16 protein-coding genes are annotated in these 15918 nt (G+C 67.0%); 3 read left to right on the top strand and 13 right to left on the bottom strand.

Going from position 1 to position 15918, the window contains the following annotated elements:
- Positions 1-5: 5 nt before the first annotated feature.
- From ADBZ9K_RS10775 to ADBZ9K_RS10755, 5 genes are all read right to left on the bottom strand, one after another.
- Positions 6-1646, bottom strand: coding sequence for a diguanylate cyclase domain-containing protein (locus ADBZ9K_RS10775; protein WP_526620126.1), 1641 nt, complete (start codon positions 1644-1646; stop codon positions 6-8).
- 67 nt (positions 1647-1713) lie between these two features.
- A complete protein-coding gene (locus tag ADBZ9K_RS10770) occupies positions 1714-2847 on the bottom strand; it encodes an AI-2E family transporter (RefSeq protein WP_526620124.1) in 1134 nt (377 codons plus the stop codon).
- Between the two features lie 6 nt (positions 2848-2853).
- Positions 2854-3627 carry an SDR family NAD(P)-dependent oxidoreductase gene (locus tag ADBZ9K_RS10765; RefSeq protein ID WP_526620122.1) on the bottom strand — a complete coding sequence of 258 codons (774 nt, stop codon included), beginning with the start codon at positions 3625-3627 and terminating at the stop codon, positions 2854-2856.
- Positions 3624-4691 carry an NAD-dependent epimerase/dehydratase family protein gene (locus ADBZ9K_RS10760; RefSeq protein WP_526620121.1) on the bottom strand — a complete coding sequence of 356 codons (1068 nt, stop codon included), beginning with the start codon at positions 4689-4691 and terminating at the stop codon, positions 3624-3626. Before ADBZ9K_RS10760 ends, ADBZ9K_RS10765 begins: the two co-directional genes overlap by 4 nt.
- A gap of 64 nt (positions 4692-4755) precedes the next feature.
- The gene (locus ADBZ9K_RS10755) at positions 4756-6660 is read right to left on the bottom strand and encodes an alkyl/aryl-sulfatase (RefSeq protein ID WP_526620120.1); all 1905 of its coding nucleotides are present in this window, start codon (positions 6658-6660) and stop codon (positions 4756-4758) included.
- Positions 6661-6736: 76 nt separating this feature from the next.
- Here ADBZ9K_RS10755 and ADBZ9K_RS10750 point away from each other — a divergent pair, with 76 nt between their 5' ends.
- Positions 6737-7156, top strand: coding sequence for a hypothetical protein (locus ADBZ9K_RS10750; protein WP_526620119.1), 420 nt, complete (start codon positions 6737-6739; stop codon positions 7154-7156).
- On the opposite strand, the gene ADBZ9K_RS10745 is transcribed toward ADBZ9K_RS10750, so the two are convergent.
- The 7 genes from ADBZ9K_RS10745 to ADBZ9K_RS10715 form a co-directional block, all read right to left on the bottom strand.
- Complete coding sequence (locus ADBZ9K_RS10745) at positions 7137-7838, bottom strand: TetR/AcrR family transcriptional regulator (RefSeq protein WP_526620117.1); 702 nt, start codon at positions 7836-7838, stop codon at positions 7137-7139. The two genes, ADBZ9K_RS10750 and ADBZ9K_RS10745, sit on opposite strands and share 20 nt — an antisense overlap.
- Positions 7839-7849: 11 nt before the next feature.
- On the bottom strand, positions 7850-8359 hold the full coding sequence (locus ADBZ9K_RS10740) for a hypothetical protein (RefSeq protein ID WP_526620115.1): 510 nt from the start codon (positions 8357-8359) through the stop codon (positions 7850-7852).
- Positions 8360-8384: 25 nt separating this feature from the next.
- Positions 8385-9209 carry a lysophospholipid acyltransferase family protein gene (locus ADBZ9K_RS10735; RefSeq protein ID WP_526620114.1) on the bottom strand — a complete coding sequence of 275 codons (825 nt, stop codon included), beginning with the start codon at positions 9207-9209 and terminating at the stop codon, positions 8385-8387.
- A 136-nt stretch (positions 9210-9345) separates the two neighbouring features.
- Complete coding sequence (locus ADBZ9K_RS10730) at positions 9346-10443, bottom strand: 3-beta-hydroxysteroid dehydrogenase (protein WP_526620906.1); 1098 nt, start codon at positions 10441-10443, stop codon at positions 9346-9348.
- 53 nt (positions 10444-10496) lie between these two features.
- Positions 10497-10724, bottom strand: coding sequence for an exodeoxyribonuclease VII small subunit (locus tag ADBZ9K_RS10725; protein WP_526620112.1), 228 nt, complete (start codon positions 10722-10724; stop codon positions 10497-10499).
- Entirely contained in the window at positions 10721-11944 is a 1224-nt protein-coding gene (xseA, locus tag ADBZ9K_RS10720; RefSeq protein ID WP_526620110.1) for an exodeoxyribonuclease VII large subunit, read from the bottom strand. Before xseA ends, ADBZ9K_RS10725 begins: the two co-directional genes overlap by 4 nt.
- Positions 11941-12501 (bottom strand): lipid droplet-associated protein, encoded by a 561-nt coding sequence (locus ADBZ9K_RS10715; RefSeq protein WP_526620108.1) that lies wholly within the window; start codon positions 12499-12501, stop codon positions 11941-11943. The genes xseA and ADBZ9K_RS10715 overlap by 4 nt, the downstream gene beginning before the upstream one ends.
- A gap of 53 nt (positions 12502-12554) precedes the next feature.
- Here ADBZ9K_RS10715 and ADBZ9K_RS10710 point away from each other — a divergent pair, with 53 nt between their 5' ends.
- Complete coding sequence (locus tag ADBZ9K_RS10710; RefSeq protein ID WP_526620106.1) at positions 12555-13556, top strand: 4-hydroxy-3-methylbut-2-enyl diphosphate reductase; 1002 nt, start codon at positions 12555-12557, stop codon at positions 13554-13556.
- A 4-nt stretch (positions 13557-13560) separates the two neighbouring features.
- Here ADBZ9K_RS10710 and ADBZ9K_RS10705 read toward each other — a convergent pair whose 3' ends face one another.
- Positions 13561-14649 carry a DUF6542 domain-containing protein gene (locus ADBZ9K_RS10705; RefSeq protein ID WP_526620105.1) on the bottom strand — a complete coding sequence of 363 codons (1089 nt, stop codon included), beginning with the start codon at positions 14647-14649 and terminating at the stop codon, positions 13561-13563.
- Between the two features lie 93 nt (positions 14650-14742).
- Between ADBZ9K_RS10705 and ychF the strand changes: the two genes are divergently transcribed.
- Positions 14743-15816: a redox-regulated ATPase YchF gene (gene ychF / locus ADBZ9K_RS10700; RefSeq protein ID WP_526620103.1), complete on the top strand. Its 1074-nt coding sequence runs from the start codon at positions 14743-14745 to the stop codon at positions 15814-15816.
- Positions 15817-15918 lie beyond the last annotated feature (102 nt).

Below are 15918 nucleotides of genomic sequence, written 5' to 3'. Positions count from 1 at the left end.
TGCGGTTAAATGCGGACGACGGCGTTGCGGCGCGCCTGCTTGGCTCGATACATCGCCACGTCGGCGCGGGCGGTCACCGCTGTTGCCGGTTCACCGGGCACCGCTACGGTGGCCCCGATACTGAGTGTCGCGCAGATCATCTGTCCGGCATGGTATATCGGCTCGGCGGCTCGGCAACGAATCTTCTCGGCGACTCCGGCTGCGTCATCGATATTGCGGATGCCCGGAAGGAGGACCACCATCTCGTCACCGCCCACTCGTCCGACCGTGTCCCCGTTGCGGACGCTGTCGGTGATCCGCGCGGCGATGGTCGAGAGCACCACATCGCCGGCGGAATGGCCGAAGGTGTCGTTGATGGACTTGAAGTGGTCGATATCGCAGAACAGGATGCCCAGCTGCGCGTTGGGTGAACAACGCTGCACCAGTGCGCTATCCAGGCGGTCGAGCACTTCGGAGCGGTTGAGAAGCCCGGTGAGGGTGTCGAACCTGGCTAGCCGGTCGAGCCGCTCCTGTGCCTCTACCTGCCCATCGACGATCCGCAACGCCGCGATGATGCCGTCGGTGTTACCGTCCGCATCCAGGTATGACTTTGCATTCCCGTCGACCCAGTGGTACTTGCCGCTGGAGGTGCGGACCCTGAATCGGGCAGATGCCGTTGTCTTGCAATCGATGTCGAGCATGGTTGTCGTCGCTGCAATGAGGTCGTCGTCGTGAATATGCACGCTCAGGTCAGAGCCGACCCAGCGTTCGGGTGGGTCGCCGAACGCGGCTGTCACCGATGGTGAGACCCATGCGACCCGGCCGCCGTGCAGATGGAACACGACGTCGACGGCGTTGTCGGCCAGCATGCGATAGCGTTTCTCCGCCTCGGCGCGTTCGATGAGAAGTCGCTGCTCCCGCTGACTGGCGTAGAACGTGACCACCCCGATGATGACGGTGGCGGAGGTCGTCGCAAGAATCCACGCCGCTTGGTTGCCCAACCCCAAGGCCAGGAACGGGAGGCGAGCCACGCTCACCAGAAAGGGCAGGCCGCACAGCACGACGACAAGTCGGAGCAATGACCACCGGTCCGAACGCGCGAGAAACCAGGCAATCGGGTTGCGGTCGGGACGCGCTAGCGCGGCGGCGGCAGCCAATAGCAGAACGCCGATGGCCGTGGGCAGCCCTTGGCCGGTGGTCTCCGCCATCTGCACCACCGAGGTGGCCCTGAACGTATGGCCGACGACGGTGGCCACCGGTGCAGCCATCGCCGCCGAAAGCAAGACGCCCCATACCAACCCGGCCCACCGGCGCCTGACGAGCATCAGCAGGCTGGCACCCGACAGATACAGGATCGACGTCGCAGTGCGCAGGGTCGGCCCGATCGGGTGGCCCATCAGGTGCGCGACGAGCACCACCGCGGCAGAGGTGCCCACCACCGCGGCGATTACGCGGCCACACCATATCTGGGTGACTGACGGCCGTCCGGTCTGCGCCAGGATCGCCGAGGCCAGCCCGCCTAGCCACACGGCTCTGCATGACGTGACGCCGTCGGCTCGACTCGCCGAAACCAGCAGGTCGACCGCGGCGATGACCAGCACCAGGCCCGCGACGCGTTGCGCCCACCTCGTCAGCCCGGCTTCAGCTGAGGCGACTGTGCTCCCCACTGGCTACTCCCTCGCGACGGAACATGGCAAAGGCGCTGCAAGTAAGCATTACAGCAGATGTGCTGCTTTAGCCGCCCGTCTCGGGCTTGCTCTGCCGAGTGAACAGGCGGCGTCGCTTTTCGGGTGTCTCGTGCACGGTCATCTCCACGCCTTTATATACGGCCAGATACACCGAGATCGTGGTGACGATGATGATCATCAGCACCGGCCCCAGGACGATGCCCCAGAACCCGAACATCGCGATGCCGGAGAACACCGCCAGCAGCATCAGCGCCGGGTCGAGCCGGGCCTCGCGGGGCACCAGGATGGGGCGCAGGAAGTTGTCGACGTTGGTCACACCGATGACGTGGAACAGCACCACGAACAATCCGCCGGGGATATTGCCGAAGAACATCATCCCGATGCCGAACGGGATGGTGACGATGCCGCTGCCCAGGGGGATGACCGACAGCGCACTCAGGAAGATCGCGAAGATGAAGAACCCGTTGTGGAAGCCGCCGATGTAGATCGACAACGCGCCAAGGATGCCCTGCACCAGGGCGATGATGAACTGCCCCTTGACAGTTCCCTTCACCATGGCGGCCATCTTCGTCAGGTAGAGGTCGGTGACCTCCTCGCCGAGCGGGTTGAGCCGGCGGATCAGCGTCAACACTTCCTGCTGGTTGGTCAGCAGCGAGATCAGCACATACAAGAAGATGATCGCCGAGGTGATCACGCCGATCGCGCCGCCGGCGGCGCCCTGCAAGGTATGCAGCAGCCACTGGCCGACATTCTGGGACACCGTCACCATGTTGTGGCGCAGCGATTCTGCAGTCACGCTGAAATGGCCGAACGGCAGTTTGGCCAGCAGCTGGTTGATCACCGTCAGCGTCTTGTCGCCGAGCGTGGACACGTCAGCGGTCTGCACCCACTCGGCGACGTGCACCACCATGTGCGAAATCTGCAGCACTGCAAGCGTTAACAGGGCGCCCACCGGGATGATCACCGTCGCCAGCGCGGCCAGCACGGTGAAGGCCGCCGAGAGCCCGGTGTTGAACCGGCGACGGCACCGGTTGTACAGCGGGGTGAACAGGTAGGCCACGATCGCCGCGATCACGACCAGGATGAAGTAGTGCCGCAGGAAGTAGGCGCCCAGCAGCACGGCGATCACCGTGACGACCGCCAGGGCCCGCTTCTGCGTCTGCGTGAATTCAGTGTTCACCGAACCTCACTGATTCATCAGCCGGGTCAGGTGCTCGTGGATGTTGGGGTACCGCTTGAGGTGCGCCCCGCCGTTGAGGTCGAGGATCTCCCCGGTCAGCCATGACGACTGCGGCGAGCACAGGAACGCCACCGCCTCGGCGATATCCTCCGGTGTCCCCGGCCGCCCCAGCGCGGTGTTCTCGACGTACTCGTCGACCACCCCGGGCACCACGGCCGCACCCTCGGTCAGCGGGGTGTGCACGAAGCCGGGCGCGACGGCGTTGACCCGGATCCCGCGGGGGCCGAGTTCCAGCGCCGCCACCTGGGTCAGCATCGACAACCCCGCTTTGGCTGCGCAGTACGCGCTCATTCCGATCGCGGGCTGACGGGCGTTGAGTGACGTCAACGACACCAGCGCGCCACCCTCGCGGAGGTGACTGCCGGCGTGCTTGATCACCAGGAAAGCGCCGTTGAGGCAGACGTCGATCACCGAGCGGAACTGCTCGGCGTCCAGCTCGGTGATCAGCCCGAACCCGCTGAACCCGGCGCAGTTCACCACGACGTGCACGCCGCCCTCGCGGGCCACCACATCGTCGAAGAGCGCAGACACCGTCGCCTCGTCGGTGACCTCGACAGCTGCCCAGGTGTGTGGATCACCCAGCGTCGCGGCCCGTTCGCGGGCCAGATCGGTGTTGCGGTCGGCGATCGTCACCCGGTCGCCGCGCGCGGCCAACGTCTGCGCCGTCGCCCAGCCGATTCCGGACGCACCGCCGACGATGACTGCTACCCGATCGGTCATGTTGTCTTCCCTTCGTTTTCCGGAGCGCCCCATTTGCGTCGTACGGCCTCCCACGGGTTGGTGTACCCGGGCGGCTGGCCGTAATACGGCGACTGGCGTCGTAGGTATTCGCGCGCCAACGGCGCGACAAGACGGAACAGGTAGCGCCTCCAGCCCACCCTGTTGGCCGTCTCGGTCAGCATGTCCGGCCACGAGTGGTGCTGATGCTTGAGTACCGCCTGCGCGGTCGCCGAGTCCATCCAGTCGGTGGCGAACCACGCCGCGTCGTCGTCGGGGTCGCCCTTGCGTCCGGTGGGCAGCGCGCCGACCAGACCCATCGCCGCCGCGGTGGACGGCCCGATATCGCCCTGTACCAACCGGTGGGAGTCGTCGCCGCCGATCAGCAGGATCTGCCCGACGGCGTCTGCGGTGGTGGCCGCGGCGAACGCGTGCGCCACGTCGCGGACGTCGACGGTCTGCAGCCGGCCGTCGGTGGGCAGCACACCCTCGAAGAAGATCAGGTTGGGATCCATCCCCAGGTTGAGCTCCACCGTCAGCACCCCGCCCAGTCGCAGGATCACCCAGTCCAGCCCCGACGCCCGCACGAGGGCTTCGGCTTCGACCTTGTGTTTGCCGTAGTTGTCGTAGGGGTTGACCGGTGTGTCCGCGGTGAGCAGGTCTTTGATGTGGTGGGGGTTTCGCGGCCCATAGACCGCGATGCTCGACGCCTGCACCAGCCTGGGCGGCTTAGCCTGTGCCTCAGCGGCTTTCACCAGGTTGGCAGTCGCCTCGACGTTCACCTTGCGGGCCAGGGCGGGCTTGGCGTAGCACAGCGGCGGGATCACCGCGGCCAGGTGGATGACCACGGCGGGGGAGACGTCGGCCAGTAGCCGCTCGACGGCGGCGGCGTCGGTGAGATCGGCCCAGCGCACCGTGATGCCGGCAGACAGATTGGTCGCGGCCTTGCGGGTGGCGGGGGTGTCGAGGTCGGTAGCGACCACGTGACGGCCGGCGGCCGCCAGGTGCTTGACCGTGGCGCTTCCCACCAGCCCGAATGCACCCGTTACCAGCACAGCGTCGGACATCGAGCTCCCTTCCGGATCTAGAACGCGTTCTAGTGAAGCACGGCGGGCAGCGTGACCCGCGCGGTTAGGGCGTGACGATGTTGAATCCGGGATCGAACTCGTCGAGCACCGCGGCGTAGCGGTCCACCACAGCGAGGTCGCCGTCGGCCGTCAGCGTGCCGGCCTCGATCCAGCCCTTGGCGACTGTGGGGGCCAGCAGGAACATCGCGATCGCCGCCTTGCCGCCCGACACCGCCAATCCGGCAGTGGCCGTGTGGGAGGGCCTGGCGTTGAGCACGCCGTTGCGGATCCACATGGTCCACTGCTCACCCGAATCGGTGATGGTTACGTTGATCCGGAGGTCGACGTCGCCGGCCTTCTCGCCGATCACGTGCACCGCTGCGAAGTCGAACAACAGACCGGTCGGCATTGCCAGGATGGTGTCGTAGCCCGATGAGCCCTTCATCACCGACACGTCGACGCCCTGGCGCAGTTCCAGCGCCGCGGTCAGGAAGATGCCCCGCCACTGCGGCCCTTCCATCTGGTAGCCGAGCTGTTCGTAGGCGTCGGCCATCAGGGTGCGCGCCTCGGTGTGGTCGGGGTCGGCGAACACCAGGTGGTGCAGGATCTGAACGGCCCAGCGGTAATCGGCGGATTCGATGGCGCGGCGGCCTTCGGCCAGAATCCGGTCGACGCCGATCAGCTCGACGTGCCGCTTGGCGGTCTCCACCGGCGGCAGCGGAAACAGCGAGGCCGGGTCGCCGTCCCAGAACCCCAGCTCCTTGGCATACACAGCGCGCACGTTGTGGTGCAGTGTGCCGTGATAGAAGCGGTTGAACCACCTGCGCGCCAACGCTTCCGGCAGCATGACCTGCTCGGCGGCCTCCAGCGGGTGCAGGCCCTTGTTAGCCAGCCGCAATGCCTGGTCGTGGATGAACTTGTAGGTGTCGCGCTGGGATTCCAGGAACGCCACCACGTTGGCGTTGCCGAACACCGGCCAGGTGTGCGGGCCGTAGTGCACTTCGGCGAGATCTCCCCAACGCACCAAGGTTTCGTCGATGAACCGGGCGAAGTTGCGCGCGTCGCGGGTGCGGGCGCCGCGCAGTGTCTGGATGTTGTGCATCGTGTGGTTGACGTTCTCCGCGCAGCTGAGCGCCTTGAGCTCGGGGATCCAGATGTGCAGTTCCTCGGGCGCTTCGGTGTCGGGGGCGTACAGGAACTCGAATGTCAGCCCGGAAATCTTTCGTACTGAGCCGGTTTCGGTGATCGGGTCGGTGGGGGACAGGTAGGTGATGGTCTCGTTGTGATTGGCTCCGCAGCCGATCCCGCAGGTGACGAACCCCCGCGGCCCTGGCGTAAGCAGGCCGCCGAACGGGTAAGTCGCCCGCCGGATCATGGCGTTACCGGCGATGACGTTCTCGCCGAGCGCGTGCTTGTCGAACGAGGCGATGGTGCCCGGGGCGATGATCGGCACCGTGCCGGAGGTCACGTCGGCCTCGTCGACGACGCCCTTGATGCCCGCGTAGTGGTCGATATGGGTGTGGGTGTAGATGACCGCGACGACGGGCTTGTCCACAACGTGCTCGCGGAACAGGGCCAACGCCTGACGTGCGGTCTCCACCGAGGTGGCGGTGTCGATGACGATCAGGCCGTCATCGCCTTCGACGATGGTGACGTTGGCCAGGCTGCTGTTGCGCACCTGATAGAGCCGGTCGACCACCTTGTATAGCCCGGCGCGGCGCATGATCTGGGCTTGCCGCCACAGCGCCGGATTGACGGTGTCGGGGTTGGGCTCGTCATCGGTGATGAAGTCGTAGACCGAGCCGTCGTAGACCACCTTGCCGGCGTCGTTGACGGTGCGCCGTTCCGGGATCGGGGCGATGAAGCCGCGGTCGGCGTCGCCGAAGTCATCGCGGTTTGCCAGGTCGTAGCGTGCCTTGGCGGCCTCGTTGACCTCGGCGGTGGCCGCCGTTGCCGCTTTGCTCGTCATGCCCACACGGTATTCGTCTGCGCTCGGGACGGGTAGGCCCCGGATACACACCGCGCGATGTCGTTACGCTCGGTCCATGCCGAGGAGACGCCGACTGATAGTCGCGAGCCTTGCGCTGGTCGCGGCCGTGGCCGGCTGCGGCGGCGGCGGCCAGGATTCGAACGCGCCGACGGCTCCCGCCACCCCGGCGGGTCCGGTGATCTTGAACGACGTCTCTGTCGCCGAGGTATTGGACGCCATCAACAAGGCGAAGCTCCCGGCGCTGAACCCACGTGACGCCACGGCCTCGACGTGCCCGGCCGCGGGCTGCGTGCAGGCCACCGATACCGACACGGTGTCGATCCTGAAGTTCCCCAATACCGGCCGCGCCGAGGTGTACGCCGCCGCGATGCCCGACATGCTGGCGGTCGAGGACGTCGTCGTCATCTTCCTTCCGACCGTGACCGACGAGCAGAAGTCCGCCTACCGGCGGGTGGTCAAGGCCGCGGTAAGTTGATCGTCTGGACGATCGCGTTGCGTCCTTGGCGGAAGAAGTCGATCAGGTCGGCGGCGGCCGCCCGGACATGATCGGGACCGACCTCGTTTTCGCCGAGCAGTGCCGTGACAGCGGCGGCGAACACCCGCAGCGGGTCGACGCTTTCGATCAAGGCGGGTCGGACCAGCGACATCATGATGCCGCCGGTCAGCGCTAGCAGGGCCATGACCTGTTCGTCTTGATCCCAGTCGGTTCGTACCATCCCGTGGGCGCGCCACGACGGCAGCGCGACTCGCAGCACCGCGCGGGGACCGATTGCGGCGTCGAGTGCGGCGGCGCGCGGATGGGTGGTCAGCAGCCCAAGAACATCGTCGTTGTGATCGTGCAGGGCCGTCATGAGGGGCCGGCTCCGTGCCGTGCTCACCATGACGGGGCAGAACCGTGACGGGCGTGCGACATCGGGATCGGCGTTCAATCTCGCTATCAATTCGTCTGTGGTGCTGAGAAAGTCGCGACCGATCAGTCCGATCAACAGATCTTCCTTGGTGGGCCAGAACAGGTAGACCGTGCCCTTTCCGACGTAGGCCTTCTGGGCGACGTCGGCGATCGTGAGGCCTTTGAAGCCGCGATTGATCAACAGCTCCGTCGCGGCGGCAAGGATGCGAGCCGCCTTGGGTGAGCGCGATTCAGGCAGGGCTGTCATAACGGTGTCTATCATCGCGCACGTCGGACGCTGAGCAGCCACGCCAGTATCGGAGCTTCGAACTCGACCTCGTCGGACCACAGCGGTCGACGGATGCGGGCTGTCCTGGTGCTGTCGATCGACCAGTCTCGGCCGACCAACTCCCGTAGCGCCGGTGGCGCAGGGGACGGTGCATCCGGCTGGATCGGTTGTGGCTCGAGTTCGACGGCGAACCGTGCGATACCTTGGCTCGACGCCGGCAAGTGGCCGCCGAGCGTGGCCGCCCATTGGCTGCCGTAGCCGAGGAGTTGGCTGATCTCGGCTATGGCCAGAGTGACCGAGTGCGATGGTCGGCGAACGGCCTGCTGGCACGCCAATTCCAATGATTCCGGAGATATTTCGAGGGCGATGATGGCGCAGTCATCCGCGACTCTGACGATGAGGAGGACGGCCTCAGAGCGTCCGATGTCCAACATGTCCCCGAAGAACCTGCCAGGTTCGGTGAGGGCCAGCACCTCGTCGCTGGAGCAGAGGCCGTCCACGATCGCCATCGTCACATCGCCTGGGTCACGGCGTCAGCGCCGAACGCCACGCTGTTGGGTTCAGGCTGCGGTACGGGTCACGGCGTCGGATCTCCTGCAGCTCGCTGAGGTCGTTCTCCAATTGGGATTGGACCCGGGTTTTGACCTGCTGTGTCCAGTCGTCGGCCGACACGTTCTGCGGCCCGACGGTCGGGATGACGTGGCCGAATCGCAGATACATGCGTTGCGGGCGAGGCACCAGTGTCGGTCCGATCCCACGGATAATCGGCATCGCCATGTCGTCTCGGCCGCTGAGCTGCTTGGCAACCCAGGTGCCGGCCTTGCCCCACAGGCTGTCTCGCTCGGTGACGCTGATGTAGACGTCGTCGCCGCCGACAAGGGCTGCAGTCACGATCGGATACTGGTGCGCTATCGCGACCCGGGCGAAGCCGGCCCGGTTCTCCCACCGCAGCCGATACTCCTCGCCCTTGAACTTCGCGATTTCCCGTCCGCCCCCGGGGAAGACCAGGACGGGCTCGTTCTCACGCATCAGCGCTGAGGCGGACTCGGGCGAGCCAACCACGCCACCGAAGGCGTCCATCAGATGCTGTTGCGGACCGCGTGCCCGGCCGAATTGCCGATCGGCCAAGGGGCGCACGCGCTTTCCGACCTGACGCCGAACGAAGTAGGGGATCAACACGATCTCGCACGCCGACATCTGAGTGTGGTTACCGACCAGCAGGAAGCGCCCATCGGCTGGCAGGTTGTCCAGGCCGTCGACGTACGGGCGATAGAGGTCCACCAGCGGCTGGGCGTTGTCGGCGCCGGTCCTCAGCAGGTGCCGCCATGCCGATATTTGCAGTTCATCCACGCGTGACACCCGCGACCGCCTCTCTCTTAGGTCAGCTCAATATTACTGACCAAATTGGTCGATTGGTCAGTAGGTGAACTAGATCACACAAGAGTTGTGGCTATGAGGAATGTGGCGCTGCTCAGCGCCAGGCGGGTCAGGCCGTGACCGGTGTCTTCGCCGTGCCCTTCATCTGCGCGTAGAGCTCGGTGTAATAGGGCAGGCAGTGCTGCAGTGCCTCGGCGGTGGTGTAGAGCGGCTGGTAGCCGAGGTCGCGGCGGGCCTTGTCGATGGAGAAGTAGTTGTCCAGGTAAACCCGTTCCACCGCAAGGGGTTCCAGCGGCGGCTGGGGAAGCCCGAACCGGAAGTGCAGCCATTGCCAGGCGGTCAGCGCCGCGTGCACCGGACGCCCGGGCACTCGCAACGTAGGCCAGCGTTCGCCGCAGGCCTCGACGACGGGTCGGGCGAAATCGAACATGTTGATCGGCTCGCCGTCGTTGATGAAGTACGCCTGGCCGGGTGCGGTGCCGCCGGGCACCAGGTGCTGGGCGGCCAGGATGAACCCGTGCACCAGGTTGTGCACGTAGGAGTTGTCGAGTTTGGCGCGCTCGCTGCCCACCAGCACCTTCACCTGGCCGGCCAGCACTCTTTCGAACAGCTTGCGGAACATGGTCTGATCGCCGCGGCCCCAGATGCCCGAGGGCCGGATTGAGCAGGTGAGCAGGCCGTCGACACCGTTCTGGCTCAGTACGAACTTCTCTGCGGCCACCTTGGTCTCGGTGTAGAGATCGTTGAAACGTGCTGTGTAGGGCATGGTTTCGTCGCCGCCCGCGATGGGTTGACCGCCCACTACGACACTGTTGGAGGCGGTGTAGACGAACCGCTGCACCCCGGCTGCCTGTGCGGCGTGCACCAGGTTCGTGGTGCCACCGACGTTGACGTCAAAACTGCGCTTGCGGTACTCCTCGGTGACCGAGGCGCCGCCCATCAGGTCGATGATCGCCGCAGTGTGGACGATCGTGTCGATCCCGCTGACGGCGGCGGCGACGGTATCGGCGTCGCAGATGTCACCCTGGAGCACCTCGAGCCGCTCGTGGGGTGGCAGCGCAGAGGGTGCCCGGTCGAAGGCGCGGACGAAGTGCCCGCGCTCGAGCAGCTCGGTGACCAGGTTGGCGCCGACGAACCCGGCGCCTCCGGTGACCAGTACGCGGCCGAGTTCGGTGGTCAGCGTGGCATCACCCATGCCGGCGAGAATAACTGAAACACGTTCCAGTTTGCCAATGTCGCTGGTTGGCCGCCTGGGATCGGTCAGTCCTCGGTGTCGTCGCGGGAGGCGAGCGCGTCCTCGATGCGCTTGCGGGCCCCGGCTAAGTGCTCCTCGCAGCGTCGGGCCAGCTCCTCGCCTCGCTCCCATAGTTTCAGCGACGCATCAAGATCGAGTCCGCCTTGTTCGAGGACGCGGACCACCTCGATCAGTTCGTCGCGGCACTGTTCATAGCCGAGCTCACTAATGGGCTTCGTCGGTTGTTCGCTCATGCGGCTCCATCCGTCGGGCCGGTACTGGTGGCGCCCACTGCGCCGTCGGAAACCCGGACCCGCAGCCGGGTCCCGGCCGGTGCGTCGGTGGTCGAACGCAGGATGCTGCCGGTCGCCGTCTGAACCACCGCGTAGCCGCGGGCCAGCGTGGCCGCTGGGCCCAGCGTCGCCAGCCGGGCGGCCAGATGGCCAATCCGGTCCGACTCGACGGCCACCAGGCGGGTGATGTCGCGGCGCACCGCGGCGCGGGCCCGCTCGACCTCCTCAGTGCGCTGGGTCAGGCCACGCAGCGGGTCGGCCAGCACCGGGCGGCTGCGCAAATGGGTCAGGGTGCGCTGTTCGCGGCCGACCCAGTTGCGCAACGCCTGCGCGCTGCGGTGCCGCAGTTCGCTCACCAGCGCCAGCTCGGCCGCGGTGTCAGGGACCACCTTCTTGGCGGCGTCGGTCGGCGTGGCCGCGCGCACGTCGGCGACCAGGTCGCACAGCGGGTTGTCCGGCTCGTGACCGACCGCGCTGACCACCGGCGTGGTGCAGGCGGCGATCTCCCGGCACAGCGTCTCGTCGGAGAACGGCAGCAGGTCTTCCACGCTCCCGCCGCCGCGGGCGATCACGATGACGTCGACGTCGGGGTCGCTGTCGAGCTCGCGCAGTGCCTCGACGATCTGGGCCACCGCGTTGACGCCCTGCACGGCGGTGTTGCGAATCGCGAAGCGCACCGCCGGCCAGCGCGCCGCGGCCACCGTCGTCACGTCGTGCTCGGCCGCGCTGGCTCGCCCGGTGATCAGCCCGACAGTCGACGGTAGGAACGGCAGCGGCCGCTTCAGGCGTGGATCGAACAACCCCTCGGCTTCCAGGAGCCGGCGTAGCCGCTCGATCCGGGCTAGCAGTTCGCCGACGCCGACAGCGCGAATATCGGTGACCCGCAATGAAAACGAGCCCCGGACGGTGTAGAACGTGGGCTTGCCGCAGACCACCACCTGAGTGCCTTCGGTGAGCTTGACCGGCGCTGAGTGCACCAGGTCACGAGGGCAGCTGATGTCCAGCGACATGTTGGCGGCCGGGTCGCGCAGCACCATGTAGGCCGTCGAGCTGCGCACGTTGATCTGGGTCAGTTGACCCTCGACCCATACCGTGCCCAGCTTGTCGATCCAGCCTGCGACGCGGATGGCCACGGCGCGGACCGGGAACGGGTTCTCCGCGGAGTTGCCCGGCGCGCTCACTTGGCAGTCGCGCGGGTGATCCTGTTGGCCAGCAAGGTCTGGAACGGCGCGCGGGCCTTGGAGGCTTCCTCGTAGGCCAGCAGCGCCTCGAGGTCGGCGACGCTCAGCGACTGCAGTCGGGCCCGCAGCTGGGCCAGCGTCAGCGACTCGTAGTCGAGTTCCTCGGCGATCGGCGGCGCGCTCACCGAGGCGGGCTCGGTGACCACCGGTTCGGCGGCCTTGGCGTCGACCCCGTCGGTCACCGAGTACAGGGCGAACCGTCCTTCGGTCAGGCGCTCGCCGTCGACCACTGGGACGTCGGCGTCATCGGGCAGGTCCTCGTCGAACGTCGCCCATTCGGCCTGCTCGTCCTTCGGCGGGAACAGGCTGTCCAGGGTCGCGTCGCCCTTGATCACCAGGTCCGCCAAGTCCTGCTGCACCTTCATCACGACGTGCGCGACGGTGCTGGCCACCGTCATCGGGTACATCAGGATGGTCTGCGGCAGCTTGCGGGTCTCCTCGATGGCGGTCACGGCGGCCCCGACCAGCAGACGAACCCCATACGGTGCTGTTGCCATGGGCCCAAGCCTACGGCTGGCCCGCCCGTGTTGCGGGAACGTACCCTGAAACCATGCCGCCAACTGTCAACATGGGGATTCCCGGTGCGTCGAGCACGGCGGCCGGGGGAGTGACCGGCAAGCGGGTGCTGCTGGCCGAACCCCGAGGGTATTGCGCCGGGGTGGACCGGGCCGTCGAGACGGTCGAGCGGGCGCTGGAGAAGCATGGCGCCCCGGTATACGTGCGGCACGAGATCGTGCACAACCGCTACGTCGTGGACACCCTGGCCAAGGCCGGTGCGGTGTTCGTCGAGCAGACCGACGAGGTACCCGAGGGCGCCATCGTCGTGTTCTCCGCCCACGGCGTCGCGCCGACGGTCCACGAAGAGGCCGCGGCGCGGAATCTGAAGACGATCGATGCCACCTGCCCGCTGGTCACCAAGGTGCACAACGAGGCCAAGCGGTTCGCCCGCGACGACTACGACATCCTGCTGGTCGGACACGAGGGCCACGAGGAGGTCGTCGGCACCGCCGGTGAGGCGCCGGACCACGTCCAGGTTGTCGACAACCCCGACGCCGTGGACAAGGTCACCGTGCGCGACCCGAACAAGGTCATCTGGCTGTCGCAGACCACGCTCAGCGTCGACGAGACCATGGAGACGGTGCGCCGGCTGCGGGAGAAGTTCCCCACGCTGCAAGACCCGCCCAGCGACGATATTTGTTACGCCACCCAGAACCGCCAGGGCGCGGTCAAGGCGATGGCCCCGCAGTGCGAGCTGGTGATCGTCGTCGGCTCGCGCAACTCCTCGAACTCGGTGCGCCTGGTCGAGGTCGCCCTGGGCGCCGGCTCCAACGCGGCCAAGCTGGTCGACTACGCCGAGGACATCGACCCGGCCTGGCTCGACGGTGTCACGACCGTCGGGGTCACCTCGGGCGCCTCGGTCCCGGAGATCCTGGTGCGTGGCGTGCTCGATCGGCTGGCGGAGTTCGGCTACGGCACCGTGCAGCCGGTGACGACGGCCAACGAGACGCTGGTGTTCGCCCTACCGCGAGAGATCCGCCCGACCCGGGCCTGACCCGTCAGCGGTCGTAGCGCCCGCCCTGGTCGGGGGCATCGCCTCGATAGCGCACCCGGGACACCGGGTGGCGCGAACCGCTGTCGCCGTTCGGCGGTGCGGGCGGCCGTCGCCGTGGCGGCGGCTCGTACGGCGGATACGGCTCGTACGGCTCATAGGGTTCGAAGGAGCTGCGCCGTGGGGGCGGAGCGTATGGATCGCGGCGTTCGCGGGGTTCCCGAGGCACCCGCGATTCGCGGGGCTCGCGCGGTTCGCGCCGTGGCGGAGGAGGGGTCCGCGAGCCCGGGTCGCGCGGTTGGCGGGTGCGCCGTCGCGGCGCGTCGACATCGTCGCGGACGGCCGGATCGTCGTCCGGCGCGGTGCGGCGCCGGGTGGGCTGACGGCGCGGACGCTCGGGTGCGACTTCGGTGATGTCCTCCAGCGGGGGACGGGCGTGGCGCGAGCGGGTCGGCGCCGGGCGTCGGGTGGGCCGGCTCGAGCGCGGTCGCTGCTCGGCGGTCGCCGGGCGATCGATGCCGTGCTTGCGCGCCGGCTTTTCCTCGGCGTCGTCGTCGGGCTCGGCGCGGTTGAACAGCGTGGCGGCCTTGGCGGCCAGCCCGGCGAACATGCTGGGCGCGGCGGTGGTTTCGGCGTCGGTCGGCGCGGCGGCCGCGGCACGGCCCGACATTCCGAAGTACCAGCGCACCAGTCCGATCAGCAGCACACCGGCCGAGGTGAACAGCATCAGCGGGAAGCGTTCGATCAGCGGGTAGCCGCAGTTGATCAGGGTGTCCTTGAGGCCGGTGAAAGAGGCGCCGTGGAACAGAAAGTACGCACCAGGGACCGCTACGAACAGGATCAGTGGCGGCTGGATGACGGCGGTGAAGATGCTGGACTGCCGCACCGCCAGTACCGCGGCCACGCATCCCAGGGCATACAGCGCAGAGAACACGCCACCGAGTTCTTTGTCGGCTGACCCCGCGTCGATGGCGAAGCCAATTGTGGTGGCGATCACAGCAATCAAGACAGCGGCCCACCACGGCACGCCGGCAAGGTTCGGGTGCGCGGAGCGATTCGCGGTCGCCACCGACGACCTGGCCCGCTGTGCTGACACACGTAGACCGTACCGTTTCTGGATGAATGTGGACTGGCGGCGGGGCCGCGCGCCGACCGGCCGGCCGCCGGCTTCTCCTAGACTGTGGACCCTGTGAGCCTTAGTCTCGGGATCGTCGGCCTGCCCAACGTGGGAAAATCGACCCTTTTCAACGCGTTGACCCGCAACAACGTGCTGGCGGCGAACTACCCGTTTGCCACGATCGAGCCGAATGAGGGTGTCGTTCCACTGCCGGACCCACGGCTGGCCAAGCTCGCCGAGATCTTCGGCTCCGAGAAGATCCTGCCGGCGCCGGTCACCTTCGTCGACATCGCCGGCATCGTGAAGGGCGCCTCGGAGGGTGCGGGCCTGGGCAACAAGTTCTTGGCCAACATCCGTGAGTGCGACGCGATCTGTCAGGTGGTGCGGGTGTTTGCCGACGACGACGTGGTTCACGTCGACGGCAAGGTGGACCCGAAGTCCGATATCGAGGTCATCGAGACCGAGCTGATCCTGGCCGATATGCAGACCTTGGAGAAAGCGGTGCCCCGGCTGGAGAAGGAAGCCCGCACCAACAAGGACCGCAAGCCGGTGCACGAGGCGGCGGTGGCCGCCCAGCAGCTGCTCAACGAGGGCACCACGCTGTTCGCCAGCGGTAAGGACTGGTCGTTGCTGCGCGAGTTGAACCTGATGACCACCAAGCCATTCCTGTACGTGTTCAACGCCGACGAGTCGGTGTTGACCGACTCGGCACGGATCGCCGAGCTTCGGGAGATGGTGGCCCCGGCCGATGCGGTGTTCCTGGACGCCAAGATCGAGGCGGAGCTCCAAGAGCTCGACGACGAGTCGGCTGCCGAGCTGCTCGAGTCGATCGGGCAGTCCGAGCGCGGCCTGGATGCCTTGGCGCGGGCCGGTTTTCACACCCTGAACCTGCAGACCTATCTGACCGCTGGGCCAAAAGAGGCGCGCGCGTGGACGATTCACCGCGGCGACACCGCGCCCAAGGCGGCCGGGGTGATCCACTCCGACTTCGAGAAGGGCTTCATCAAAGCCGAGATCGTGTCCTTCGACGATCTTGTCGAGGCCGGTTCGATGGCCGCGGCGAAGGCGGCGGGCAAGGTGCGGATGGAGGGCAAGGACTACGTCATGGTCGACGGTGACGTGGTGGAGTTCCGCTTCAATGTCTGACGGTGGTTCGGATGATCTTGGAATGGGACCGGCTCTCTAGTCAACTGCGGGAGACTCAGAGACCCATATCAGCATCAGGCGGAGCGTCTGCGTCTCGCTTAC

This window comes from Mycobacterium sp., assembly GCF_965229265.1.
Lineage (GTDB): Bacteria > Actinomycetota > Actinomycetes > Mycobacteriales > Mycobacteriaceae > Mycobacterium.
The sequence above is the reverse complement of the archived record's forward strand: the minus strand, read 5'-3'. Positions and strand labels throughout refer to the sequence as shown.